Below are 24695 nucleotides of genomic sequence, written 5' to 3' on the forward strand. Positions count from 1 at the left end.
GAAATTGCCAGTTGGGTTTTAGGGCGGTTCGTCCGAGAATACAGTCCCGAAGCAGAGCACGCCGCCGAAAAGATGGCCCAAGACGAAACCAGAGACCCAGAGGACGCGGCCCCGCCGGTCCGACCCGCCCGCAAGCAGGAGAGCCCGCGCGCCCGGCACGGCTGGCGCATGGTCTGGACGCTCGGCTTCGCCGCGCTCTTCACTTTGCTTGCCGGCATGATCGTGACGGGACGCGCATTGCCGGTCCCCGACTGGGCGACGGCGCGGCTGGTCGCGGCGGTAAACGACAGGCTGCCGGTGGGGCGGATCGACCTGAGGCGTGCGTCGCTGGCCATCGGTCCGAACGCGCAGCCCGTGATACGTTTCGGCGGCGTCTCGGTCCTGGACGCGGGCGGCGGGCGCGTCGCCGCTCTCAACACGCTGACTGCGCAACTCTCTCTCGGCGCTCTCCTGCAGGGGCGCGTGGCCGCCGACCGCGTCGTGCTCGACGGGGCGCAGGTCACGATCCGCCGCGGCGCGGATGGCCGTTTCGCGTTCCAGGGTGACGCGGGCGCCGCTTCGGGGCGCACGGTGTCCATCGCCGACGTCCTTGGCGCCATCGACGGTGCGCTTGACGAGGGCCCGCTCGCCGCCATCGGCGAGGTCGAGGCGACGGGCGTTGTGATTGCGCTCGAAGACGCTCGCTCGGGCCGGCTCTGGCAGGCGACCAATGCCCGTGCCTTCGTCCGCGAGCGTACCGATGGCGTCAGCGTGTCCGTCGCCTCGGACGTGTTCAACGGGACGGACGATCTGGCCGGTGTGCAGCTATCCTTCACTTTCGATGACGAGACACGCGATACGGCGCTCGGCGTCCGGCTCGACGCGATCCCGGCGCGGGACCTTGCGCTTCAGTCGCCCGTCCTCGGCTGGCTGGGTGTGCTCGACGCGCCGATCTCGGGCGCGGTCCGCGCCAGCATCGACGCCGCCGGCAGCCTTACCGCGCTCGACGGCACGCTCGACCTCGGTGCGGGCGCGCTCGAACCGGTGGTGGGCGTCAGGCCGATCGGGTTCGACAGCGCGCGGGCCTATTTCGCCTACGATCCCGAACGCTCCCGGCTCGACTTCGCCGAGGTTGGCGTGTCGTCCGAGATGATCGAGGTCACCGCCAGCGGCCACACCTACGCCGTGGCGGAAGGCGGTGACTGGCCGACCGAGTTCCTGTCCCAGTTCGTCATCCGAGATGCCCGTGTCCGAGCGGACGAGGTCCTTCCGGCTCCTGTCACGATCGACGAGGTCCGCGCCGACTTCCGGCTCGGCCTCGATCCGTTCCGCATCGACATTGCACAGCTCGTAGCACTGGTGGGTGACGCCGAAGCGACGGCGCGCGGCCGCGTCGATATCCGCGACACCTCGTGGCGGGTGTCGATCGATGCCCATTCCGACCGGTTGGCCAGCGGACGGGTGCTCGACTTCTGGCCCACCACCGTTTCGCCGGTGACGCGCGGCTGGCTCGAACGCAACGTGCTGGCAGGAGATCTGGTCGACGTCTCGGCTGGAGTTCGGTTCCTGACCGGCGAAAAACCGGATATTTCGCTGAGCTTCGACTACGAGGACGCCCGCATCCGGTTCCTGCGCGAAATGCCAGTGATTGAAGGGGCCCAGGGTCGGGCGCAATTGCACGACCGCGAGTTCCTGATCGCGCTCGAGGCGGGCCGTGTCGTGGGCGACGATGGCGGTGTCGTGGATGGCGCGGGCTCGGTCTTCCGCGTGCCGGATGTGCGCTCGAAACCGGCTCAGGGCGAATTGTCCCTTGTTGCTGCGGGGCCGCTCGATACCGCGCTCGGAATACTCGACAAGCCGCCGCTCCGGCTGATGTCTAGGGCCGGGCGCACGCCAGACCTTGCCCGCGCGATCGCCGATGTGACCGCCCGCGTCTCGCTGCCGCTCGAGGACGGGATCAAGGCCGATGACATACGGTTCGAGGTGGCGGGCCTTGCGCGCGACGTCTCTTCCGACAGCTTGGCCGAGGGCAGATCGCTGATCTCGCCGCGATTGACCTTCCGTGCCGACCGCGACGCGTTGACGGTGACCGGGCCGGGCGAGTTGGACGGCGTGCCGATCCAGACCGCTTTCCGGCTGCCTATTGGCGAAGACCGCGCGGATGGCGCCCGCGCTACGGGACAGATCGAGATTACCGCCCGCGCCTTGTCAGCCCTCGGCATCGCCCTGCCGGACGGGTTCGTCTCGGGCCGGGGGCAGGCGGACTATGCCCTTGCGCTCGGCAACGGTGCGCCGCGTGTCGAGGTCACGTCGGACCTGCGCGGGGTGGGCTTGTCGATCCCGGCGCTCAACTGGTCGAAACCGCCCGGCGCAGATGGCGGGCTGGAACTGGAGGCAACACTTGGCGATGTGCCGGATGTCGACCGGTTGGAGCTCTCGGCTCCCGGTCTCGCCCTTAGCGGCGATGTCGCCTTCGGGCAGGACGGGGCGGTCAGCGAAATCCGGTTGGACCAACTCAGGGTCGGCGGCTGGCTCGACGCCACGGCGCGGCTGACACCAAACGGGCCCGGCGGCGCCATGCGCGTCCGGCTGGATGGCGGGCGGCTCGACCTGCGCGCCTTGCCCGACCGTCCGCGACGCGCCGCCGCCCCGCCCGAGCCCGGAGCGCCGGTCAGCGTGGCGCTCGATACCGTGGTGGTCTCGGAGGCCATCGCCCTCGCGCCGTTCATCGGACAGGTCACGCCGGTCCTGGGCGGACTTGACGGCGATTTCGAGGCCCGGGTCGCGGGCCGCACGCCCGTCCGCGGAACGCTTGTCCCTGCATTCGGCGGCACCGGCATCCGGGTCGAAGCGGCCGATGCCGGCAGCATCCTGCGCGATATCGGTCTCACGCCGAACGCGCGAAGCGGATCGTTCTATATGGTCCTGACCCCCGTGCCCGGCGCGCCTGACGGCACCTATGACGGCGAGTTCCTGATCGAGGGAATGCGGCTGGTGGATGCTCCCGTGCTGGCGGGGCTTCTGGACGCGATCAGCATCGTCGGCCTTATCGACCAGCTGGGCGGTGGCGGCATCCGCTTCGACACGGTCGATGGTGCGTTCCGCATCGCGCCGGACAGGGTCACCCTGAACCGGCTTGCCGCGGTCGGGCCGTCTATTGGCATCTCGGCCGAGGGTGTCTATGACCCCGGCGCAAAGCAACTGGACATGCAGGGCGTCGTGTCGCCGGTTTATTTCATCAACGGTCTCGGGTCGCTCCTGACCCGGCGGGGCGAGGGGCTCTTCGGCTTCAACTACCGCCTGAGCGGACCCACGGATGGGCCGACCATTGCCGTCAATCCGCTGTCGATCCTGACGCCCGGTATGTTCCGCGAAATTTTCCGCCGCCCGCCGCCGACCGAGTGACCGCATTGCGCCTTTCCGACTTCGACTTCGCGCTCCCCGAGGAGCTCATCGCCACGAGGCCCGCACGCCCGCGCTCGTCCTCGCGCCTTCTGGTGGCGACGCCGGACAGCCTCACCGATTCCCGTTCCATCCAGCTGCCCGAGTTCCTGCGGCCCGGCGACCGCCTCGTTCTGAACGATACCAAGGTGATCCCGGCGCGCCTGTCGGGCGAGCGTCATCGGACGGGGCCGGAGGGTGGTGAGACCGTCGCCCGGATCGAGGCGACTCTGCTGGAGCCGCGTGCCGATGGCGACTGGCTGGCGCTTCTGAAGCCCCTGAAAAAGGTGCGCGATGGCGAGGTCATCGTCTTCTCGCCCGACCTTTCTGCCACCGTCACCGGACGGATCGAGGGCGCGGCAACCTTGTCCTTCAACCTGACCGGCGACGACTTCGACGCGGCGCTCCTGCAGGCGGGGGCCATGCCGCTTCCGCCTTATATCGAAGGCCGCCGCAAGGCCGACGCGCAGGACATGGAGGACTATCAGACGATCTGGGCGCGGGCCTCGGGCGCGGTTGCGGCCCCCACAGCCTCGCTTCATTTCGACGAGGCGCTGATGGCGGCGCTCGACGCGCGCGGCGTCACGCGCAGCCATGTGACGCTTCATGTGGGGGCGGGGACCTTCCTGCCGGTCAAGGTGGACGACGTGAGCCAGCACAAGATGCATAGCGAACGGGGCCGCATCACCGAAGAGGCCGCCGCCGAGATCGCCGCGACCCAAGCCGCCGGCGGGCGGATCATCCCCGTGGGCACGACCGCGATGCGCCTGATCGAGACGGCGGCCCGCGATCATGGTAAGGTCGCCGCATGGGAAGGGGCCACGGATATCTTCATCACGCCCGGGTTTCAGTTCCGCGCATCCGACGCACTGATGACCAATTTCCACCTGCCGAAATCGACTTTGATGATGCTGGTCTCCGCCTTCATGGGGGCCGAGCGCATCCGCGATATCTACGCCCATGCAATTGTCGAAAACTATCGGTTCTTTTCCTATGGCGATGCGTCGCTGCTTCTGCCAAAGGGCTAGAAAACGACCCGGAACGAGTCGCGAATTGTCGGTCCGGACGCCCGACCGAGCATTTACCCCGGGCAGAGGCTTTGAAAGACTGCGGAACCAGCGATGTTTGACGTTCTTAAAAACGCCTGGGCGCTGTTCCTGGGAATGCTGCTCCTCATGGTGGGCAACGGCCTGCAGGGCTCGCTCATCGGTATTCGCGGGAATATCGAGGAATTCTCGACCGGCGAGCTGTCGATCATCACCTCGGCCTATTTCGCGGGTTTCCTGATCGGCTCGAAACTGGCGCCCGAGATGATCCGGCGCGTCGGTCATGTCCGTGTCTTCGCCGCGCTCGGGTCGTTCATCTCGGCGGTGCTCATCCTCTACCCGACGGTGACCGACCCCTGGGCCTGGGTCTTCTTCCGCGTGATCTTCGGCTTCTCCTTCTCGGGCGTCTACGTGACCGCCGAAAGCTGGCTCAACAACGCGTCGACGAACGAGAACCGGGGCAAGGCGCTGTCGCTTTACATGATCACGCAGATGTCGGGCATCATCATTGCACAGGGGCTTTTGAACGTGGCCGATCCGGGCGGGTTCATCCTGTTCGTTATTCCGTCCGTCCTCGTTTCGCTGTCCTTCGCGCCGATCCTGCTGACCGCGACGCAGACGCCCACGTTCGACACCACCAAGGCGATGAGCCTGCTCCAGCTCTACCGTAGTTCGCCCACCGGCATCGTCGGCATGTTCATCATGGGCGGCATCTTCTCGGCGCAATTCGGTATGGCGTCGGTCTATGGCACTGTGGCGGGGTTCTCGGTTGCGGAGATCTCGCTCTTCATCTCGGCGATCTTCATGGGCGGCCTGTTCTTTCAGTTCCCCGTGGGCTGGGTCAGCGACAGAATGGACCGGCGCGTCCTGATCCTTTCGGGTGCGATACTGGGCGCGCTGGCAGGGATCATCGGCTTCGTGGGCAGTGGCGTGTTCGAGGCGGTTCTTGTCGCTGGCTTCCTGATGGGGGGCGTGTCCAACCCGCTCTATGCTTTGCTTATCGCCTACACCAACGACTTCCTCGCGGTCGAGGATATGGCGAGCGCCTCGGGCGGCCTGATGTTCGTCAACGGCGTGGGCGCGATCCTCGGACCCGTCATCACAGGCTACGCGATGGGACTTCTCGGGCCTGGCGGCTTCTGGGTTTTCATGGGCCTGCTGATGGCGATTTTTGCGGTCTATATCGGCTGGCGGATGACGCAGCGCCCGTCGCCATACGTGCAGGAAGACGACTACGACGCCGTGGCTTACGCGCCGGTTCTGGCCACATCCACGGCGGTCGCAATCGAAGCGGCACAGGAATTCTATGCCGAAAATGTCGACACTGATGAGTCAAATGACCCCAAAACGGATGTAACACCTTGATCGAACATGACGTTCTTGTAACGATTCGCCCATCTGGGGACGCAGAACAGGCGAAGGGTAGTAAAAAAATGGCCACCCCTGACGAGATTCTGGCCTATTGGCTGGACGAAATAGGACCCGAAGGCTGGTACGCCGGAGGCGAGGCTCTCGATGAAGAGATCCGCGAGAAATTCCTCGAAACCTACGAGAGGGCTTGCGGCGGCGCACTCTCGCTCTGGCTGACATACCCCTCGGGGACGCTGGCCTATATCATCCTGACCGACCAGTTCCCGCGCAACATGTTCCGCGGCGAGGCGAAGAGCTTCGCGTCGGACGGCATCTCGATGGCGGCGGCCAAGATGGCGATTTCGCGCGGCTGGGATATGAAGATCGACGAGCCTGCACGGCAATTCTTCTACCTGCCGCTGATGCATTCCGAATGCCTTGTCGATCAGGACCGGGCGGTCAGGCTGATCATGACGCGGATGCCTGAAACCGGAGCGGACAACCTGCTTCATGCCAAGGCGCACCGCGAGGTGATCCGGCGCTTCGGCCGCTTCCCCTACCGGAACGAGGCGCTTGGCCGCGCTTCGAAGGAAGGCGAGACCGAATTCCTGGAAGAGGGCGGCTACGGCGCCGCGATCCGCGCGGTCAAAGAAAGGGCAGAGGCGGCCTGAGCGTCAGGCCGCGTCTCCATCGTCGTAGACGAACCCGATCGAATCGTCGCCCCCGTTGTCGAACTTGACCTGCGGGACGTAACGGGGGCTGCTGAAGAAGACGTTGCGGAACGTCATGCTGGCGAAGTCGATGTCAAAAGGCGGCGTCCAGTCGCTTGCCGTCTCAACCATGATCATCGACGTGCCGACCGCCATCAGCGGAACCATCGCGGTGATGTCCTCGATCTTTTCGCGGGCGGGCAGGCCGCTCGTGCCGTGCGACCAGACCAGCCGCGGTTCCGGATCGCCACCCGGCGTGGTGCTTTCGGACATCTGCACGACGGTCAGCCGCAGCTCGTTGTCGTTGTTGTTCTGCACGATCTTCGCATAGAGCTTGTCGGCCCCCTTCACGAAGTCATCCGTAATGGGGCTGGTCTGCCGCGACACCAGATCCGCCACGGTATAAGTCGCGGCGATGGCGTTGTTGTTCACCTTGAAGCCGTCCCAGAAGACCAGCATCGCCGACAGGGCCCAGGCAAGAAGCGGAAAGATCAGGACGGTCTCGACCGAAAGCGAACCATCCTCAAAGGCCCGGAAACGCCGGATCGCGGAAGAAATGCGCATCATCGACCTCATGCTCCTGCCGCTGCCGCGGGCTCGTTGACGAAAGCGGTGGTGACGACCATCGCATAGCGCTCGCCCACCTTCTGAAGGCCGAGGCCAAGATGGGTCGTCGGCATCATCGGACGGAACAGGCCGCAGACCCGCACCATCATCAGCTCGTTATTCGCGCCGACCGAATATTCGGTCATGTCGAACGGATCGATCTTCGAGCCGACGTCACGGCACCTAGCGGGGCCCTCGAGACCTTCCCAGGTGCTCATCGACACCGGCTTCAGCTCGACCTGCACGACCTCTTCGCAATTCGGCACCATCAGCACGTTCGAGCATATGCTGGTCTTGAATTCGTCGAAGGTGGGCGGGTTGTCCGTGCCGAGGCGCAATTCCCTGACCGCGATATCGACGCCCCGATCCAGCATCACATGCCGCGCCATGTAGATCGCCACCTCGATCGACATCGACAGGATCGTGATGAAGAGCGGGAAGAGGAAGACGAACTCGATCGATGCGGTACCGTCTTCGGCTTTGCGGAACTTTTTGAACATGCGGCGCAGCATCAGTTGGTCAGCCTCAGTTGGTTGATGGTCCGCGCGATCGACGCGAAGGCGGTAGCGACGTCCAGACCTTCGGTGCCGGAGCCGGGGATCGAGCGCACATCGTAGAAGTGATGCTCGGAGCTGGCACAGGTGCGCATGTCGGTCCGCGCGGCATCGGGGGCCAGGAAGGCAACGGTGAAGACGGTGACGCGGTCCTCTTTCAGGACGGTCATGCCGCCGCCGCCGGGCGGAATGCCCATCACGGGCTTCTTCGCCTCGTTACAGGCCGCCTGCAGGTTCTGACGGTTGCGGCTGCGGTTATGGGTGATGCCGTTCAGGCGCAGGAGCGTGTTGGCCCGATAGCCCTTCTCAACCTCGGTCGGGTCGACACCGACGCCTCCGGCGGTGGTCGAGCCGTAAGTGCTCATCACGTTGGCCCGTGCCGCGTTCTCGGGTCCGTAGACATCGGTGTAGGCGAAATCGTCAGGGCGGAACTGATCGGTGGTCTGACCGTCGGTCATCAGGACGATGTACTTGACGACGTCATCCTCGTAGTTGGCGGGGCGAAGGGCATAGTCGCTCTTGATGTCGCCGTTCGCGGCCAGCGTGCCTAAGACCGAGCGGCTGGACGGATCGAGAAGCGCAAGGCCGTATTTCATGCCGACATGGGTCGCGGTCCCGTCATGCAGGCGGATGTCGCGGATGAACTGCTTCAGCACCTCGCCGTCGTTCTCGGCCACCAGGATGCCGGCGTTGTCCTTGGGGCACCAACCCCAGTTCATGTAGGCGGGCGCGATCGTCCACTTCATGAAATGCGGAAGCTGGTTCTTGGACCGCGAGGGCAGAGCGCTGTCGTTGAAGTCGGCGTCGGTGACCTCGATGCAGGACGACCATTCGTGCCAGCGATTGCCGCCCATGACGTCGAAAAGCGGACGGCCCGGGTTCACGTGGCCGGCATAGGGGATCACGTTGATCGTTGTAGACGCGGTGTTGGTCGATTGCGTGCAGTTCGTCCCGTCCACGTCGCAGTCGATCTGAAGCACCACGTTGACAAAGGTCTCGACGGCGCGGCGCAGTTCCGAGATCCGGTTCGGCGTGGTTTCGGTGTTGCCCGTGCCCCACCGCATCGATCCCGAGATATCCAGCACGAGCGAGATCTCGACATTCTGGACCTGCTCGTTCGCGCGGCCGCCGCTTGCTGTCCGAAGCGTTTCAACACCGGCAAGGCGCATCATGTGGGTCGGCATCGTCAGCGGCGCCGACGCCGTCACCGTGCGCGCGGTCAGCGTGCCGTCGCTCAGCGTCACAGGCTCCACATTGACGAGAACCGAGTTCGGGTCGCGCCCCGACTTCTCGAAAAAGCTGCGGACGATCTTCTCGCTGTCTTCGGTCTGCTTCAGATCCGACGCGGCCAGCACAGCGCTGTCGATCGTGTTCTGAAGATGCTTGCGCTCCGCTTCGAAGCGCATGAGTTCGACAGCAGTCCCGCCGAGCATAAGCATGATGATGAAGATATAGAGAGAGAAGATGATCAGCGATCCGGCTTCGTCTCTGCGGAATTGGGACAGGAGCGACCCGAGGGTCTGTCCCTTCACTCTGAAGTTACGCACTCTGTTCACCCTTTACGACCACACACCGGCGAACGTCCTCAACACACACAAGGACCCGACGGAGAAGAATTGATCCAAAAAGATTTGCTCAATTCTTCTGAAAAACATTCTTGAATTGAAATATGGTGGATTTGAGAAGAATTCCCAAAAGTTGATGGTTAAGTCTCGATTGGATAGACGACAATCCGACTGGATAGCATCCTTTGTCCAAATCTCTCATGCAAATACACGCATAAGGTGATGCGGGCGCCAAAGCCACGGCACTGCGCCGTTCCTGCGCTGATTCGTCATCGCAGGGTGGCGTGACACTGGGTAAAGCTTGTGGCAACAGTGGCCCAAGCTTTCCGAGCAAGGAGAAACCAGAGATGAGCGCAAAAACCTTCGATGTCGTCGTGATCGGTGCGGGGCCGGGTGGCTATGTGGCCGCGATCCGCGCAAGCCAGTTGGGCCTCAAGGTCGCCATCGTCGAGCGCGAGCATATGGGCGGCATCTGCCTGAACTGGGGCTGCATCCCGACCAAGGCCATGCTGCGCTCGTCCGAGGTGTTCCACCTGATGCACCGTGCCAAGGAATTCGGGCTCAAGGCCGAAGGCATCGGGTACGATCTCGATGCGGTCGTGAAGCGGTCACGCGCCGTGGCCAAGCAGCTCAATGGTGGCGTCGGCCACCTGATGAAGAAGAACAAGGTCGAGGTCTTCATGGGCGCGGCGACACTGCCCGGCAAGGGCAAGGTCAGCGTCAAGACCGACAAGGGCACCGAAGAACTCGCCGCCAAGAACATCATCCTCGCCACCGGCGCACGGGCCCGCGAACTGCCTGGCCTTGAAGCCGACGGCAAGCGCGTCTGGACCTACAAGCATGCGCTTCAGCCGCCGCACATGCCGAAAAAGCTTCTCGTGATCGGATCCGGCGCCATCGGCATCGAATTCGCCAGCTTCTACAATACGCTCGGCGCCGAAACGACGGTAGTCGAGGTCATGGACCGTATCCTGCCCGTCGAGGACGCCGAGATCTCGGCCTTCGCCAAGAAGAGCTTCGAGAAGCAGGGCATGAAGATCATGCAGAAGGCGATTGTCAAGGAACTCGACCGCAAGGCCGACAAAGTCATCGCGTCGATCGAGACCGGCGGCAAGATCGAGAAGGTCGAGGTCGACACTGTCATCTCCGCCGTCGGTATCGTCGGCAATGTCGAGGGGCTGGGCCTTGAGGGGCTGGGGGTCAAGATCGACCGCACCCATGTCGTCACGGACGAGTACTGCCGCACTGGCGTCGAGGGGCTCTATGCCATTGGCGACATCGCCGGTGCGCCCTGGCTCGCCCACAAGGCCAGCCACGAGGGCGTGATGGTGGCCGAATTGATCGCGGGCAAGAACAAGGTGCACCCGGTCAAGCCCGAGAGCATCGCCGGATGCACCTACTGCCACCCGCAGGTCGCGTCGGTCGGCTATTCCGAAGCGAAGGCAAAGGAGCTCGGCTACGAGGTCAAGGTCGGCCGCTTCCCCTTCATCGGCAACGGCAAAGCCATCGCGCTTGGTGAACCAGAAGGCATGGTGAAGACCGTATTCGACGCCAAGACCGGTGAGCTTCTGGGCGCGCATATGGTGGGCGCAGAAGTCACCGAGCTGATTCAGGGCTATGTCGTTGGCCGTCAGCTTGAGACGACGGAAGAGGACCTGATGGAAACCGTCTTCCCGCATCCGACGCTCAGCGAAATGATGCACGAAAGCGTGCTCGACGCGTATGACCGCGTGATCCACATCTGAGGCAGGGTCCTCAGACAAGAAAGGGCGCCCCGAGAGGCGCCCTTTTTCGTATCGATTGCAGGAAAATCAGTAAGAGCCGCAAGGCGCCGTGAACACTTCGCCCGTGCGCGCGTTCCGGTAGCGGCAGGTCTGGTCGCCCACGGCTGCGCCGGCGGCGGCACCTGCGGCAGCACCAAGAACGGCGTTCCGCTCGATGTTCTGATCGTCGCCAGCGATGGCGGCGGCTGTGCCACCGACCACGGCCCCGGCAAGCGCCTCGTCCGAATTCCGCTCGTTGATGCCGGTGCAGCCGGCGGTAGAAGCGGCGAGAATGGCGATAAGGGCAAAGTTTTTCATCTGTCGTCTCCTTGTGTTCGTTGATGTGTCAACGGACCGAAACGCAGCATTGTTCCGGCACGGATCGGACTGCGCGGATATTCGCCCGTTTCCCCTTGACGCCCGCACGGTGGCGGAGGACGAGGCGACATGACCGAAACCAAGACACAATGGGCCCTGATCGTCCTGCTTTACCTGTCGGGGCTGCTGGCCGCCTGGCAGTTCGCCAAGATCGCCCTGAGCCTCGCGGCGCTGGATCAGGTCTATCCTGACAGCCCGACGGCGCTTCTGGTGTCCGGCGTGAGCGTCGCGGGGATCGTTTTCGGCGCGACGGCAGGCGTGATCATCGCGCGTTTCGGCCCGAGACGCGCGCTTCTGGTGGCACTTCTGGCGGCGGCGGCGCTGACGGCAGGGCAGGCCGCTCTGCCGCCCTATCCGCTGATGATGGCGCTCCGCGTCTTCGAGGGCGCGGCGCATCTGGTCATCGTGGTGGCCGCACCGACGCTGATGGCGGCAAGCGCGGTCGGCCGGGACGTGCCCGTGGCCATGGGCCTCTGGGGTACGTTCTTCGGTGTGGGCTTCGCGACGGCGGCTCTGGTCTTTCCGGTCTTCGGCTCGGTCCCCGGCATCCTGTACGCCAACGCGGCAGGCTTTCTGATTCTCGCCGCCGCCCTCTGGCCCATCCTGCCCCGAACGGGGCGGGAGACGAGCGTGCGACAAAGCTTCCTCGCGCGGCATATCGCAATCTATCGCAACCCGCGCCTTTTCGCGCCTGCGGCGGCCTTTTTCACGCATACGATCGTCTTCCTTGGCATGCTGACCTTCCTCCCCTCAGTGCTCGGCCCTTGGGTCGGGCCGATCCTGCCGCTCGTGGCGCTGGTGGGGACCTTCGGGGCGGGGATACTTGCCCGTTACATGCCGCCACGAACCATTCTGCTCGCCGCCTTCCTTGTTTCTTCTGTCGGCATGCTGCTTGCGATCGTCCTGCCCGAGACGGCCCGCGCCGTGACGGTCCTTGCGATGTTCGGCGCGGTCGGTCTTGTCCCCGGCGCGGCGCTCGCTGCGGTCCCCGGACTGAACGAGAAAACCGCCGATCAGGCGCTGGCCAATGGCGCCATCGCGCAGCTCGGCAATGTCGGTACCGCCACGTCGGTCCCGCTTGTCGCCTGGGCCACAACCTTCGGCTACCCCGGCATTGCAACCGTATACGCCGGCATCTCGCTCTCCGGCCTGCTCGCCTTCTGGCTTATCCACAGAAAGATCGCAGAACCGGCGTGACGAAGTGTCAATGTTCTGGTAATGTTCTTTTCCAGCCATTGAGTCTGCCGCCCGCGCCGCTATCTCTCTGGTTTGCCCGTGAGAAGGTGGTGGAATGGCCGAGTTGAAGCATATCGAGGTGCGGGGCGCCCGCGAACACAATCTCAAGAATATCGACGTGGATATCCCCCGCGACGAGCTTGTGGTGATCACGGGCCTGTCCGGCTCGGGCAAGTCCTCGCTCGCCTTCGACACGATCTATGCCGAGGGGCAGCGCCGCTATGTGGAAAGCCTGTCGGCCTATGCGCGGCAGTTCCTCGACATGATGGAAAAGCCCGATGTGGACCACATCTCGGGTCTCTCGCCCGCCATCTCGATCGAACAGAAGACGACCTCCAAGAACCCGCGCTCGACCGTCGGCACGGTGACCGAGATTTACGACTACCTGCGCCTGCTCTTCGCCCGCGCCGGGACGCCCTACAGCCCGGCCACCGGCCTGCCCATCGAGGCGCAGCAGGTGCAGGACATGGTCGACCGGGTCATGCAGATGGAGGAGGGGACGCGTGGCTACCTTCTGGCCCCCATCGTGCGCGACCGGAAGGGCGAGTACCGCAAGGAGTTCCTCGAGCTTCGCAAGCAGGGTTTCCAGCGCGTGAAGGTCGATGGCGAGTTCTACGAGCTCGACACGCCGCCCACGCTCGACAAGAAATTCCGCCACGACATCGACGTCGTCGTCGACCGGATCGTCGTGCGCGAGGGGTTGGAAACGCGCCTTGCCGACAGTTTCCGCACCGCGCTCGATCTGGCCGACGGCATCGCCATTCTCGAGACCGCGCCCAAGGACGCCGAGCCCGAGCGCATCACCTTCAGCGAGAATTTCGCCTGTCCCGTCTCGGGCTTCACGATCCCCGAGATCGAGCCGCGCCTCTTCTCGTTCAACGCACCCTTCGGCGCCTGTCCGGTCTGCGACGGGCTTGGCGTGGAATTGTTCTTTGACGAGCGCCTCGTCGTGCCTGACGTGAATCTCAAGATCTCGGACGGCGCGCTGGCGCCCTGGCGCAAGGGAAAGAGCCCCTATTTCCTGCAGACTATCGAGGCCATCGCCAAACACTACGAGTTCGACCGGAACGCCAAGTGGAAAGACGTGCCGGACGCGGTCAAGCAGGTCTTCCTCTACGGGTCGGGCAAGGAGGAAATTCAGTTCCGCTACGATGAGGGCGGCCGGGTCTATCAGGTCAGCCGCCCCTTCGAAGGTGTCATACCGAACATGGAGCGCCGCTACCGCGAGACCGACTCAAGCTGGATTCGTGAGGAATTCGAGCGCTATCAGAACAACCGCCCCTGCGGCACGTGTAACGGCTACCGGCTTCGCGAAGAGGCGCTGGCAGTCAAGATCGGCGGGCTGCATATCGGGCAGGTCGTCCAGATGTCGATCCGCGAGGCTCTGGCCTGGATCGAAGACGCACCGAACCACCTGACAAACCAGAAGAACGAAATCGCCCGTGCGATCCTCAAGGAAATCCGCGAGCGTCTTGGATTTCTGAACAACGTGGGCCTCGAATACCTGACGCTCTCCCGGAACGCGGGCACGCTCTCTGGGGGCGAAAGCCAGCGCATCCGTCTGGCCAGCCAGATCGGCTCGGGCCTGACCGGTGTGCTTTACGTTCTCGATGAGCCGTCCATCGGCCTGCACCAGCGTGACAATGACCGTCTGCTGCTGACGCTGAAGAACCTCCGCGATCAGGGCAATACGGTCATCGTCGTCGAACATGACGAGGAAGCTATCCGCGAGGCCGACTACGTCTTCGACATCGGCCCCGGCGCCGGTGTCCACGGTGGTCAGGTCGTCGCTCATGGCCGCCCGGAAGAGATCATGGCGAACGAGAACAGCGTCACCGGCGATTACCTTGCCGGGCGGCGCGAGATCGCCGTGCCCGCCACCCGGCGGAAGGGCAAGAAGAAGTCACTGAAGGTCGTCAACGCCACCGGCAACAACCTCAAGGGCGTCGACGCCGAGTTTCCCCTCGGCAAGTTCGTCTGCGTGACGGGCGTGTCCGGTGGCGGCAAGTCGACACTGACGATCGAGACGCTCTTCAAGACGGCCTCCATGCGCCTCAACGGCGCGCGCCAGACGCCCGCGCCCTGCGACACGATCAAGGGGCTGGAGCATCTGGACAAGGTCATCGACATCGACCAGCGGCCCATCGGGCGCACACCGCGCTCGAACCCGGCGACCTATACCGGCGCCTTCACGCCCATTCGCGATTGGTTCGCGGGACTTCCCGAAGCCAAGGCTCGGGGCTACAAGCCCGGCCGCTTCAGCTTCAACGTCAAGGGCGGGCGTTGCGAGGCGTGCCAGGGTGACGGCGTCATCAAGATCGAGATGCACTTCCTGCCTGACGTCTACGTGACCTGCGAGACCTGCCACGGCCAGCGCTACAATCGCGAAACGCTGGAAATCAAGTTCAAGGGCAAATCCATCGCCGACGTGCTGGATATGACCGTCGAGGACGCGCAGGAGTTCTTCAAGGCCGTACCCGCGATCCGCGAAAAAATGGATGCGCTCGTCCGCGTGGGCCTCGGCTATATCAAGGTCGGCCAGCAGGCCACGACGCTTTCCGGCGGCGAGGCGCAGCGCGTCAAACTCTCGAAGGAATTGGCCAAGCGGTCGACGGGCCGGACCCTCTATATCCTGGATGAGCCGACCACGGGCCTCCATTTCGAGGATGTGCGCAAACTTCTCGAAGTACTCCACGAACTGGTCGAGCAGGGCAACAGCGTCATCGTGATCGAGCACAATCTCGACGTCATCAAGACCGCCGACTGGATCATAGACATCGGTCCGGAAGGTGGTGATGGCGGAGGAGTGATCGTGGCAACGGGCACGCCGGAAGACGTGGCCAAGGTTCCGGAAAGCCACACGGGCCGGTACCTGATCGATATGCTGGGCGCAAAAAAGGTCGCGGCGGAATAACCGCCGCGCCTCAGCGGGCGAGGGGTGTCATATCCGCCGACTTGACCGCGCCGTCGGGCCGGGTCTGGGTCAATACGTTGGTCACCAGATCGAATTCGAACCGGCCGTCGGCAAAGGACGCGAAGCGCGCCACGCCGGCATCGACCGCATAGACGAAAGTCTGGCATGCCGATTGCCGGCTGGTCGTCGTCCAGCAGAACTCAAGCCGCTGTTCGTCAAGCGGCGTGACCGATACGTCGCTGCCGACAGTGTCGAAAGAACCGAGAAAAACCACCGCGTCCTGAGCATGGCTCGTGACGGGAAAAGCGCCTAACGCCGCCAAGATCGCAACGACCCGCATCCGTTCCTCCCTGGATGAGACGATATACGGCGGGGAAGATACGCCACGACTTGGGCCGTGGCGAGCATGTTGCGCCCGTGCGACGCTCTGCCCCATGGGGCAGCTCTCACGCGTCGGGGTGGCCGGAAATGGCGTCAGCCAAGCACCAGATCGGCCAGCCGCATCAGTTCGATGACCTGCTGCGTCTCGCGGTTGATTCTGAGGATCGCGTCGCCGATGCGGACATATTCGGACCCGTCATCGTAACGTGGCAGCCGGTAGCGGTCGTCGCCCCGGCGCAGAACAGGTCCACGCGCAGTCTGCACCACAATGTATTCGCGCCCGTCGATGATGATCCGGTCACCATCGGACAGCCGGTCATAATGGTCGTCGTCGATCCGGTCGCCCGGTTCGTAATCGGCTCCGCGCCGCTCGGCCCAGTCTTCAGCCGTCACCCCTTTTTTCGCCTGACCCGGCGGGACGCATGCGGGGCTTTTCTTCGCAAGACCCGGCGGGCACCCCTTGGGACCGGCGTGAACGTCACCCGGCACAGCCGTCAATGCCAGCGTCATGGCCGCGGACAGAATCAGGAATCGTTTCATGCGCGAACTCCTTTCGCAAAACACCTATCGGGCGGTCATGGCAGGAAAAAGGCAGCAGGCGAGGCGCCGGCGGCCGTCCGCCGATCCGGATATCACCAGAAGACGCGGTTGGTCTTTTCGGTCACATCCTCGATCACCTGATAGGTCCTGGGCTCGATCCGGAGAACCCGGCGCTCGACCGTGACATACCAGGACCCATCGCTGGTGCGGGGCAGGCCGAAATACTCGGCATTGATCAGCATGTTGAACGTCCCCGGCGAAAGAACGTCACCGGGCGCGATCACCGGAGCGGTGCTTTCAGGTGCGGCCAGACAACGGGCGCCTTCCGGGCAGGCTGCCGCCATTCCGGGCAGCGTCATCAGACAGAAAACGGTCAATACAGGCGTGATGCGCGACATGAGGTAACCCCTTAACAACAGCCGCAGGATACACGGCTCTGGGGTTACAAGGCAAATTATGGCCGTCCGGTTCCCTCCGGCGGGCGCTCAGGCGTCCAGTTCGATCCAGACCGGGACGTGATCGGACGGTTTCTCGCGCCCCCGCAACTCGGCCTCGATCCAGCACTCGGTCAAGAGATCGGCCGCCTGAGGGGTCAGCAGATGGTGGTCGATACGGATTCCGTCATTCCGGTCATAAGCGCCAGCCTGATAATCCCAGAAAGAGTAGTGGCCAGGCCCCTGCTTCCGAGCCCTGAACGCTTCGGTGAAGCCGAGGTTGACGATCTCGCGGAACGCCGCGCGGGTCTCGGGACGCGCCAGAGCATCGTCCCGCCACGCGTCCGGACGCGCCGCGTCATCATCCTGCGGAATGACATTGTAATCGCCCGCCATCAGCGCAGGTTCTTCCATTTTCAGAAGAGCTTCCGCGCGGGTCTTCAACCTGTCCATCCATCCGAGCTTGTAGTCGTATTTCGGCCCCGGCGCCGGGTTACCGTTGGGCAGGTAAAGACCGCAGACGCGCACGGCACGCGCGCCGATCACGGTCGCCTCGATCCAGCGCGCCTGCTCGTCGTCCTCGTCGCCGGGCAAACCACGGGTCACGTCCTCGATCGGCAGCTTCGACAGAATGGCGACGCCGTTGAACCCCTTCTGACCGTGTGTCTCGACCCGGTAACCGAGGTCCTCGAAGGGTTCGCGGGGGAAGGCCTCGTCCACGGACTTGATCTCCTGAAGGAGCGCGACATCAGGCGCGCCGTCCCGCAGCCAGTCCAGAACGACCTCGGCCCTCGCCTTTACACCGTTGATATTGAACGTCGCGATCCGCATGGCCGGACAAAAGGCGGAATCGCCGGGATTGTCAAAGTCGTTCTGGCGTAGCGGTTCCGCAGCGAGGGGCCAGCCCCTCGCACTCCCCGGAGTATTTCCCAACAGAAGAAGCGAAAATTTGAATCAAATTGTCTTCGCCTGTTCTTAAATATCCCGGGGTGAATTCGCCGGAGGCGAAGAGGGGCAGCGCCCCTCAATCAGATCGAAAAACTGGTGCCGCAGCCGCAGCTCGACGTGGCATTGGGGTTTTCGATCACGAAGCGCGCGCCGATCAGCTCTTCGGAAAAGTCGATGACCGCGTTCGACAGGAACGGCAGCGAGACCTCGTCCACCACCACTTTCTGACCGTCGCCTTCGAGGATCAGATCGCCCTCCGCCGGCTCGTCGAGGTCGATATTGTACTGAAACCCCGAGCAGCCGCCGCCTTCGACGGCGACGCGAAGTGCCTTGGGCGCGTCGGCTGCGGCGTTGATCTCGGCCAGCCGCTCGAAGGCGCGGGGCGTGACGCGTGGCGGGAGAGAAAGGTCCATGTCCGTCCTCGGCTTACAAAAACTCGTTATCCGGAATATATGGGGCGCGGGACAGGCGAACAAGAAGGGGACGGCCATGCGCGCGCCCTATGCATCGGACCCTGCGGACAGCAGGGGCCGGCTTTACGACGAGGACGAGAGCACGTTTCGGTCGTGTTTTCAGAGAGATCGCGACCGTATCATCCATGCCAGCGCCTTCCGGCGGCTCAAGCACAAGACCCAGGTCTTCATCGAGCACGAGGGCGATTATTTCCGCACCCGGCTCACCCATTCGATCGAGGTCGCGCAGGTCGCTCGCACCATCGCCGGGGCGCTTGGGCTGAACGCCGAACTGACCGAGGCGGTAGCGCTGGCCCATGACCTTGGCCACACACCCTTCGGCCATACGGGCGAGGACGCGCTCGGCGCGCTCATGGCGCCCTATGGCGGGTTCGACCACAATGCCCAGGCCATCCGTATCGTCACCCATCTTGAGCGGCACTATGCACGGTTCGACGGGCTGAACCTGACATGGGAGACGCTGGAGGGAATCGCCAAACACAACGGTCCCCTGATCGCACCCGTGCCGGGCGACGGCCCGGTCACCGGTGACCTCCCCTGGGCGCTGGCCGAATATCAGGCTCTTCACGATCTGGAACTGGACACCTATGCCAGCGCCGAGGCGCAGGTTGCGGCGATCTCGGACGACGTGGCCTATAACCATCACGATCTGCATGACGGGCTTAGGGCCGAGCTATTCTCGACCGACGAACTGGCCGAATTGCCGATCCTCGGGGAGTGCTTCGCGCGGGTCGACGCGCTTTATCCCGACCTTAACTATTACCGCCGCCGCCACGAGGCGCTGCGGCGCTTCTTCGGCATCCTCGTCGAGGACGTCATTTCGGTCGCACGACAGAGCCTTCTCGAAATCGGTCCCAAATCCGCCGACGACATCCGGCGCGCCGGTTTCCAGATCATCCGCTTCTCGGACCCCGTCTTCACCGACCTCAAGGTGATCCGGGCCTTTCTGTTCGAGCGGATGTACCGCGCGCCATCCGTCGTCGAGATGCGGCGGCAGGTGACGCGAGTGGTCGAGGATCTATTCCCCTATTTCATGGATCACCCCGAGACTTTGCCGAAACAGTGGCGGAAGGACGTGGAGGAGGCGACCGACGAAACCGCGCTCGCCCGCATCGTTTCGGACTATATTGCCGGCATGACCGACCGCTTCGCGCTCGACTGCCACGCCCTGTTCATCCGCACGCCCCTTGAAGGCGCGGGGCAAGGGAGCTAAGCGGGCGGCATCCGATACGCGGGGCAGCCCAGATGAACATTTTTTCCGAGATCCGCACGACCATCGTCGAGACGCTCGATGCCATGGTGGCCGAAGGTGAGCTTCCCACGGGACTGTCCTGGGGCGCCGTCGCGGTCGAGCCGCCACGTGATGCGGCCCATGGCGATCTGGCGACGAATGCCGCGATGGTGCTGGCAAAACCCGCAGGCCGCGCGCCCCGCGAGATTGCCGAGGCTCTGGCCGTGCGACTGCGGGGCGAGAGCGAAATCGCCACCGCAGAGGTCGCCGGTCCGGGCTTCATCAACCTCCGGCTCATGCCCGCCGTCTGGCACGATGTCGTGGCCGAGGCCATCGACGCCGGTCGGGTCTTCGGTCACTCAGGTATCGGCGCCGGTCAGAAGGTGAATATCGAATACGTCTCGGCCAACCCCACCGGCCCCCTCCATGTGGGTCACACGCGGGGCGCGGTCTTCGGTGATGCGCTCGCCTCGCTTCTGGCCTTCGCGGGCTACGACGTCACGCGCGAGTACTACATCAACGATGGCGGCGCGCAGGTCGACGTCCTGGCGCGCTCGGCCTTTGAGCGGTACCGCGAGGCGCACGGGCTGGACCCCGAGATCGCAGAGGGGCTTTACCCGGGCGATTACCTCGTCCCGGTGGGCGAGGCTCTCAAGGAAAAGTTCGGCGATACGCTTCTCGACAAGCCGGAAGCCGATTGGCTCGACACGGTGCGTGACTTTGCCACCGAGGCGATGCTTGACCTCATCCGCGAGGATCTGGCGCTGCTCGGCGTGAAGATGGACCACTTCTTCAGCGAGAAATCGCTTTACGGCACAGGGCGGATCGAAGCGGCGATCGAGGACCTGAGGAAGAAGGACCTGATCTACAAAGGCACGCTCGAGCCGCCGAAAGGCAAGGTGCCCGAGGATTGGGAGCCACGCGAACAGACGCTCTTCCGCTCGACCGCCCATGGTGACGATGTAGACCGCCCGATCATGAAGTCGGACGGCTCCTGGACCTATTTCGCGCCCGACATCGCCTATCACTTCGACAAGATCGAACGGGGCTATGACGAGTTGATCGACGTCTTCGGCGCCGACCACGGCGGTTACGTCAAGCGGATGAACGCCGCCGTTGCGGCGCTCTCTGGCGGGCGGGTGCCGCTCGACGTGAAGCTCACGCAGCTCGTGAAGCTCTACAAGAACGGCGAGCCCTTCAAGATGTCCAAACGGGCAGGGACCTTCATCACCCTCCGCGACGTGGTCGAGCAGGTGGGTGCGGACGTGACCCGCTTCGTCATGCTCACCCGGAAGAATGACGCGCCGCTCGACTTCGACTTCGACAAGGCGGTGGAACAGTCCAAGGACAACCCGGTCTTCTACGTGCAGTACGCCCATGCGCGGATCCGGTCGGTCATGCGCAAGGTCGAGGCGCTTAATCAGGACTATTCCGACCACGCGAAGCTGGAGGACGAGGCCGAGTTCGCCGTCGCCCGCAAGATCGCGGAATGGCCGCGTCTGATCGAGATCGCCGCCCGCAATCACGAACCGCACCGGGTGGCATTCTACCTCTACGAGCTGGCGTCGGAGTTCCATGCGCTCTGGAACAAGGGCAACGAAAAGCCCGAGCTCCGCTTCGTGCACGAGGACGACCCCGCCGCCACGGCAGCAAAAATCGCCCTGCCAAGGGCGGTTGCCGTTGTTATTTCCAACGGATTGGGTATCCTTGGCGTGACGCCGGCCGAGGAAATGCGCTGACCACAGGTGCCCGGGCCGGACTGTCGAGCGAGCAGTTCAGACCGTCGGATCAACCGACGGCGGCAGTGAGGCATGAAAAATGGCGGCATTCAGCTACGATGATTTCGACGACACCGGTCAGCCGGGGACCGTTCAGGCGATAATCAACTGGGGCGGGGCGTTTCTGTCCGTGCTCCTGATCGCGGGCCTTGCGGTCTGGGGATGGAAACTCTGGCAACGCGACGTGACGGGCATTCCAGTTGTGCGCGCGCTTGAAGGGCCGATGCGGGTCGCCCCCGCTGATCCGGGCGGGATCGCGTCGGAATATCAGGGGCTTGCGGTCAACCGCATCGCAGAAGAGCGCGGCGAGGAGCGGGTCGAACAGGTGGTTCTCGCACCGGCGCCCGCGGAACTGCCCGAAGAAGACAATGTTGCCATGATCGCGCCGTCGCCCGCACCGGACGCGCTTCCCTCCATCGAGGTGGACGAGGCGTCGGCCTTCGCGGCTGAAAGCGTTTCCGCCCCCGTCGAAGACGACGGACCCGCACCCTCGGCCACCGATCTGGCCGTCGCGGCCGCGCTGGCCGATCTCGGTCTCGATAGCGAAGAGACCGCCACTGCCAAGCCGCTTCTGGTGGCCTTCGGCGTTCCGGCCTCCACGCCGCGCCCGCTTGGGCGGCCCGAAGGCGTACGGCTCGCCAGCCTGTCGCCCACGGTCGTCACCGGCGCGGGCGAGGTCGACGCTGCCACCATCGCGCCCGGCACGCGGCTTGTGCAACTTGGCGCCTATGGCAGCCCCGAGATCGCGCGCGCTGAATGGGACAACGCCATGGCCAGTTTCGGGGATTACATGGTCGGCAAGGACCGCGTGATCCAGGAAGCCGAGACCGGCGGACGCACCTTCTGGCGCCTCCGGGCCATCGGCTTCGACGGCCTGTCCGACGCACGCCGCTTCTGCGCCGTGCTTGTCGCCGACGGGGCCAATTGCATTCCGGTCGTTCAGGAATGACCTCACGGCCCGGCGCGCATATCCTCGCGCCCGCCGGGCCACGCCTGACCGCCGACGAGGCGGCCTTCTTTCGCGAGGCCGCCCCCTTCGGCTTCATCCTCTTCGCCCGCAATGTCGAGACGCCGGACCAAGTCCGCGCCCTGACCGCCGCTCTGCGCGACAGCGTGGGCCGCGATGCGCCTGTCCTGATCGACCAGGAGGGCGGGAGGGTACAGCGTCTCCGCGCGCCTCACTGGCGCGAGTGGGAGCCGCCCCTCAATCAGGTCGAGGCAGACGGCCGGCCCCGCGCCATGTATCTGCGTGGTCTCCTGATCGGCGCAGAACTGGCCGCGCTCGGGATCGACGCGAACTGCGCACCGTCCGCCGATATCGCTTTCTCCGAAACACACCCGTTCCTCCAAAACCGCTGCTACGGCCGTGACGCCGCGACGGTCACCGCCATGGCCCGCGAGATGGCCAATGGCCTGTTGGATGCCGGTGTCCTGCCGGTCGTGAAACACGCCCCCGGCCATGGGCGCGCGACGCTCGACAGCCATTTCGGTCTGCCGACGGTCGAGGCACCGCTCGAAGACCTGACCGCCACCGACTTCGCGCCATTCCGGGCCCTTACCGACCTGCCCATGGCCATGACCGCGCATCTTGTCGTGACCGCACTCGACCCCGACCGGCCCGTGACGCTCTCCCCCGTTGCGATGGCCCATCTCCGCCGGGAGATCGGCCTGGACATGCTGATGATGACCGACGACATCTCGATGGGCGCGCTTTCCGGCTCCATGGCGGAGCGCAGCCGGCGGGCCATCGCGGCGGGCTGCGACCTCGTCCTCCATTGCAACGGCGACATGACCGAGATGGAGGCGGTCGCCGCTCATGCCGGGCGCCTGTCGGACGATGGCCAGAGACGCGCTGACGCCGCGCTCGCCATGCGTAGAACGCCTTTGAACATTGACATTCCGGCGGCCGAAGCGGAACTTGGCCCCCTGATAAGGGAGACGGCTTATGCCTGACGGAGACGCTGATTTCGACACGGTCGAGGCCCGCCTCGCGGCCGAGGCGCTGATCGTCGACGTCGACGGCTTCGAGGGGCCGCTCGACCTGCTCCTGACGCTCAGCCGCACCCAGAAGGTGGACCTGCGCAAGATCAGCGTCCTCGCGCTGGCCGAGCAGTACCTCGCCTTCATCGAGCGCGCCAAATCGCTCCGGATCGAGCTTGCCGCGGACTACCTTGTCATGGCCGCGTGGCTCGCCTTCCTGAAATCGCGCCTGCTGCTGCCCCCCGATCCCACGGACGAGGGGCCATCAGGCGAGGAACTGGCCGCGCATCTCGCCTTCCAGCTCGAACGTCTGGAAGCCATGCGGGAGGCCGCTGCCAAGCTGATGGCCCGCGACCAGAAGGGCCGCGACTTTTTCGTGCGGGGCATCCCCGAGGACGTCGCGAGGGTCCGCAAGGTCCGTTACACCGCCACGCTTCTCGACCTGATGCAGGGCTATGCCCGCATCCGCACCAAGGACGAGTTCCGCCCCTACGCCATGGATCGTCACCACGTGATGACGCTGGAACAGGCTCTGGAACGGATGCGCGGGCTGATCGGCTATGCGGGCGAATGGACGGACCTGTCCTCCTACCTTCCCGAAGGGTGGGAGACCGATCCCGCCCGCCGCCGCTCGGCCACCGCGTCGCATTTCGCCGCTTCCTTGGAACTTGCCAAGCGCGGCGCGATCCAGATCCGCCAGACCGAGACCTTCGCGCCGATCCAGATCAGGGCCGTCCCCGTTGGCTGAGGCAGAAGATATCGAGGAAAGCCTGTTCGAAGCGCCGCCGCTGGCGGAGCAGGAGCGCATGGTCGAAGCGATCCTCTTCGCTACCGCCGAGCCGGTGACCGTGGCGGAACTGAACGCCCGTATGCCGCATGGGGCCGATGCGGGACAGGCGCTGGAGCTTCTCCGGAAACGCTACGAGGGCAGGGGCGTGCATGTCGTCCGGGTGGGCGACGCCTGGGCGATGCGCACCGCGCCAGACCTCGGCTTCCTGATGCGCAAGGAAACGGTCGAAACGCGCAAACTCAGCCGCGCCGCGATCGAGACGCTGGCCATCATCGCCTATCATCAGCCAGTGACCCGCGCCGAGATCGAGGAAATCCGCGGCGTCAGCGTGAGCCGCGGCACGGTCGATCAGCTTCTGGAACTGGAATGGATCAAGTTCGGCCGCCGCCGCATGACGCCGGGACGACCGGTCACATACGTTGTGACGCAGGATTTTCTGGACCATTTCGGCCTTGAGAGCGCACGTGACCTGCCGGGGCTAAAAGAGCTTCGGGCGGCCGGGCTGTTGGAGAACAGGCCGCCACCGGGCGAGGCTCTGGCCGACGACGCGGACGAAGACGGCGATCAGACCGACATGTTCGAGGACGAGGATTGAGCC

At 64.5% G+C, this 24695-nt stretch carries 22 protein-coding genes; 13 read left to right on the forward strand and 9 right to left on the reverse strand.

What is annotated here, in order from left to right; genetic code table 11:
* Positions 1-72: 72 nt before the first annotated feature.
* From GQ651_RS04285 to GQ651_RS04300, 4 genes are all read left to right on the forward strand, one after another.
* Positions 73-3384: an AsmA-like C-terminal region-containing protein gene (locus GQ651_RS04285; protein ID WP_160762961.1), complete on the forward strand. Its 3312-nt coding sequence runs from the start codon at positions 73-75 to the stop codon at positions 3382-3384.
* Positions 3385-3389: 5 nt separating this feature from the next.
* Positions 3390-4448, forward strand: coding sequence for a tRNA preQ1(34) S-adenosylmethionine ribosyltransferase-isomerase QueA (queA, locus tag GQ651_RS04290; protein WP_160763940.1), 1059 nt, complete (start codon positions 3390-3392; stop codon positions 4446-4448).
* Between the two features lie 93 nt (positions 4449-4541).
* The gene (locus GQ651_RS04295; protein ID WP_160762962.1) at positions 4542-5831 is read left to right on the forward strand and encodes an MFS transporter; all 1290 of its coding nucleotides are present in this window, start codon (positions 4542-4544) and stop codon (positions 5829-5831) included.
* Between the two features lie 68 nt (positions 5832-5899).
* On the forward strand, positions 5900-6487 hold the full coding sequence (locus GQ651_RS04300) for a DUF924 family protein (protein ID WP_160762963.1): 588 nt from the start codon (positions 5900-5902) through the stop codon (positions 6485-6487).
* A gap of 3 nt (positions 6488-6490) precedes the next feature.
* Here the strand turns inward: GQ651_RS04300 and GQ651_RS04305 are convergent, their stop codons facing one another.
* From GQ651_RS04305 to GQ651_RS04315, 3 genes are read right to left on the reverse strand one after another with little or no spacing between them, the layout of a single operon-like run.
* Positions 6491-7090 carry a TadE/TadG family type IV pilus assembly protein gene (locus GQ651_RS04305; RefSeq protein WP_160762964.1) on the reverse strand — a complete coding sequence of 200 codons (600 nt, stop codon included), beginning with the start codon at positions 7088-7090 and terminating at the stop codon, positions 6491-6493.
* An 8-nt stretch (positions 7091-7098) separates the two neighbouring features.
* Entirely contained in the window at positions 7099-7632 is a 534-nt protein-coding gene (locus GQ651_RS04310) for a TadE/TadG family type IV pilus assembly protein (protein WP_160762965.1), read from the reverse strand.
* Positions 7633-7643: 11 nt separating this feature from the next.
* Positions 7644-9233, reverse strand: a complete 1590-nt coding sequence (locus GQ651_RS04315; RefSeq protein ID WP_160762966.1) for a TadE/TadG family type IV pilus assembly protein — start codon at positions 9231-9233, stop codon at positions 7644-7646.
* Between the two features lie 365 nt (positions 9234-9598).
* On the opposite strand from GQ651_RS04315, the gene lpdA reads away from it, so the two are divergent.
* A complete protein-coding gene (lpdA, locus tag GQ651_RS04320) occupies positions 9599-10996 on the forward strand; it encodes a dihydrolipoyl dehydrogenase (protein ID WP_160762967.1) in 1398 nt (465 codons plus the stop codon).
* 66 nt (positions 10997-11062) lie between these two features.
* Here the strand turns inward: lpdA and GQ651_RS04325 are convergent, their stop codons facing one another.
* Positions 11063-11332: a YMGG-like glycine zipper-containing protein gene (locus GQ651_RS04325; RefSeq protein ID WP_160762968.1), complete on the reverse strand. Its 270-nt coding sequence runs from the start codon at positions 11330-11332 to the stop codon at positions 11063-11065.
* A gap of 129 nt (positions 11333-11461) precedes the next feature.
* On the opposite strand from GQ651_RS04325, the gene GQ651_RS04330 reads away from it, so the two are divergent.
* Entirely contained in the window at positions 11462-12589 is a 1128-nt protein-coding gene (locus tag GQ651_RS04330; RefSeq protein ID WP_160762969.1) for an MFS transporter, read from the forward strand.
* 94 nt (positions 12590-12683) lie between these two features.
* Positions 12684-15542: an excinuclease ABC subunit UvrA gene (gene uvrA / locus GQ651_RS04335; protein WP_160762970.1), complete on the forward strand. Its 2859-nt coding sequence runs from the start codon at positions 12684-12686 to the stop codon at positions 15540-15542.
* A 10-nt stretch (positions 15543-15552) separates the two neighbouring features.
* Here the strand turns inward: uvrA and GQ651_RS04340 are convergent, their stop codons facing one another.
* From GQ651_RS04340 to GQ651_RS04360, 5 genes are all read right to left on the reverse strand, one after another.
* The gene (locus GQ651_RS04340) at positions 15553-15882 is read right to left on the reverse strand and encodes a hypothetical protein (RefSeq protein ID WP_160762971.1); all 330 of its coding nucleotides are present in this window, start codon (positions 15880-15882) and stop codon (positions 15553-15555) included.
* Positions 15883-16016: 134 nt separating this feature from the next.
* Positions 16017-16463 carry a hypothetical protein gene (locus tag GQ651_RS04345; RefSeq protein WP_160762972.1) on the reverse strand — a complete coding sequence of 149 codons (447 nt, stop codon included), beginning with the start codon at positions 16461-16463 and terminating at the stop codon, positions 16017-16019.
* A 92-nt stretch (positions 16464-16555) separates the two neighbouring features.
* Positions 16556-16861: a hypothetical protein gene (locus GQ651_RS04350; RefSeq protein ID WP_160762973.1), complete on the reverse strand. Its 306-nt coding sequence runs from the start codon at positions 16859-16861 to the stop codon at positions 16556-16558.
* Between the two features lie 87 nt (positions 16862-16948).
* On the reverse strand, positions 16949-17728 hold the full coding sequence (gene xth / locus GQ651_RS04355) for an exodeoxyribonuclease III (RefSeq protein WP_160762974.1): 780 nt from the start codon (positions 17726-17728) through the stop codon (positions 16949-16951).
* A 197-nt stretch (positions 17729-17925) separates the two neighbouring features.
* On the reverse strand, positions 17926-18258 hold the full coding sequence (locus GQ651_RS04360; protein ID WP_160762975.1) for a HesB/IscA family protein: 333 nt from the start codon (positions 18256-18258) through the stop codon (positions 17926-17928).
* Positions 18259-18334: 76 nt separating this feature from the next.
* Between GQ651_RS04360 and GQ651_RS04365 the strand changes: the two genes are divergently transcribed.
* The 6 genes from GQ651_RS04365 to scpB all read left to right on the forward strand — a co-directional run bounded on the left by GQ651_RS04365 (position 18335) and on the right by scpB (position 24692).
* Positions 18335-19531, forward strand: a complete 1197-nt coding sequence (locus tag GQ651_RS04365) for a deoxyguanosinetriphosphate triphosphohydrolase (RefSeq protein ID WP_160762976.1) — start codon at positions 18335-18337, stop codon at positions 19529-19531.
* Positions 19532-19563: 32 nt separating this feature from the next.
* On the forward strand, positions 19564-21288 hold the full coding sequence (gene argS, locus GQ651_RS04370) for an arginine--tRNA ligase (protein WP_160762977.1): 1725 nt from the start codon (positions 19564-19566) through the stop codon (positions 21286-21288).
* A 79-nt stretch (positions 21289-21367) separates the two neighbouring features.
* Entirely contained in the window at positions 21368-22276 is a 909-nt protein-coding gene (locus tag GQ651_RS04375) for an SPOR domain-containing protein (RefSeq protein ID WP_160762978.1), read from the forward strand.
* A complete protein-coding gene (locus GQ651_RS04380) occupies positions 22273-23280 on the forward strand; it encodes a glycoside hydrolase family 3 N-terminal domain-containing protein (RefSeq protein ID WP_160762979.1) in 1008 nt (335 codons plus the stop codon). The genes GQ651_RS04375 and GQ651_RS04380 overlap by 4 nt, the downstream gene beginning before the upstream one ends.
* Positions 23273-24055 carry a segregation and condensation protein A gene (locus tag GQ651_RS04385; protein ID WP_160762980.1) on the forward strand — a complete coding sequence of 261 codons (783 nt, stop codon included), beginning with the start codon at positions 23273-23275 and terminating at the stop codon, positions 24053-24055. Before GQ651_RS04380 ends, GQ651_RS04385 begins: the two co-directional genes overlap by 8 nt.
* Positions 24048-24692 carry an SMC-Scp complex subunit ScpB gene (gene scpB / locus GQ651_RS04390; RefSeq protein WP_160762981.1) on the forward strand — a complete coding sequence of 215 codons (645 nt, stop codon included), beginning with the start codon at positions 24048-24050 and terminating at the stop codon, positions 24690-24692. Before GQ651_RS04385 ends, scpB begins: the two co-directional genes overlap by 8 nt.
* Positions 24693-24695: the final 3 nt, after the last annotated feature.

It is taken from the genome of Kangsaoukella pontilimi, assembly GCF_009830125.1.
GTDB lineage: Bacteria > Pseudomonadota > Alphaproteobacteria > Rhodobacterales > Rhodobacteraceae > Kangsaoukella > Kangsaoukella pontilimi.

Bases quoted from the DNA above. Each gene is read 5' to 3' on its own strand.
- GQ651_RS04360 (WP_160762975.1), bottom strand. From the start codon at position 18,258: ATGGACCTTTCTCTCCCGCCACGCGTCACGCCCCGCGCCTTCGAGCGG.
- GQ651_RS04350 (WP_160762973.1), bottom strand. From the start codon at position 16,861: ATGTCGCGCATCACGCCTGTATTGACCGTTTTCTGTCTGATGACGCTG.
- GQ651_RS04330 (WP_160762969.1), top strand. From the start codon at position 11,462: ATGACCGAAACCAAGACACAATGGGCCCTGATCGTCCTGCTTTACCTG.
- GQ651_RS04310 (WP_160762965.1), bottom strand. From the start codon at position 7,632: ATGTTCAAAAAGTTCCGCAAAGCCGAAGACGGTACCGCATCGATCGAG.
- argS (WP_160762977.1), top strand. From the start codon at position 19,564: ATGAACATTTTTTCCGAGATCCGCACGACCATCGTCGAGACGCTCGAT.
- GQ651_RS04375 (WP_160762978.1), top strand. From the start codon at position 21,368: ATGGCGGCATTCAGCTACGATGATTTCGACGACACCGGTCAGCCGGGG.
- GQ651_RS04325 (WP_160762968.1), bottom strand. From the start codon at position 11,332: ATGAAAAACTTTGCCCTTATCGCCATTCTCGCCGCTTCTACCGCCGGC.
- GQ651_RS04305 (WP_160762964.1), bottom strand. From the start codon at position 7,090: ATGCGCATTTCTTCCGCGATCCGGCGTTTCCGGGCCTTTGAGGATGGT.
- GQ651_RS04385 (WP_160762980.1), top strand. From the start codon at position 23,273: ATGCCTGACGGAGACGCTGATTTCGACACGGTCGAGGCCCGCCTCGCG.
- GQ651_RS04300 (WP_160762963.1), top strand. From the start codon at position 5,900: ATGGCCACCCCTGACGAGATTCTGGCCTATTGGCTGGACGAAATAGGA.
- lpdA (WP_160762967.1), top strand. From the start codon at position 9,599: ATGAGCGCAAAAACCTTCGATGTCGTCGTGATCGGTGCGGGGCCGGGT.
- GQ651_RS04345 (WP_160762972.1), bottom strand. From the start codon at position 16,463: ATGAAACGATTCCTGATTCTGTCCGCGGCCATGACGCTGGCATTGACG.
- uvrA (WP_160762970.1), top strand. From the start codon at position 12,684: ATGGCCGAGTTGAAGCATATCGAGGTGCGGGGCGCCCGCGAACACAAT.
- GQ651_RS04380 (WP_160762979.1), top strand. From the start codon at position 22,273: ATGACCTCACGGCCCGGCGCGCATATCCTCGCGCCCGCCGGGCCACGC.
- xth (WP_160762974.1), bottom strand. From the start codon at position 17,728: ATGCGGATCGCGACGTTCAATATCAACGGTGTAAAGGCGAGGGCCGAG.
- GQ651_RS04285 (WP_160762961.1), top strand. From the start codon at position 73: ATGGCCCAAGACGAAACCAGAGACCCAGAGGACGCGGCCCCGCCGGTC.
- GQ651_RS04365 (WP_160762976.1), top strand. From the start codon at position 18,335: ATGCGCGCGCCCTATGCATCGGACCCTGCGGACAGCAGGGGCCGGCTT.
- GQ651_RS04340 (WP_160762971.1), bottom strand. From the start codon at position 15,882: ATGCGGGTCGTTGCGATCTTGGCGGCGTTAGGCGCTTTTCCCGTCACG.
- GQ651_RS04295 (WP_160762962.1), top strand. From the start codon at position 4,542: ATGTTTGACGTTCTTAAAAACGCCTGGGCGCTGTTCCTGGGAATGCTG.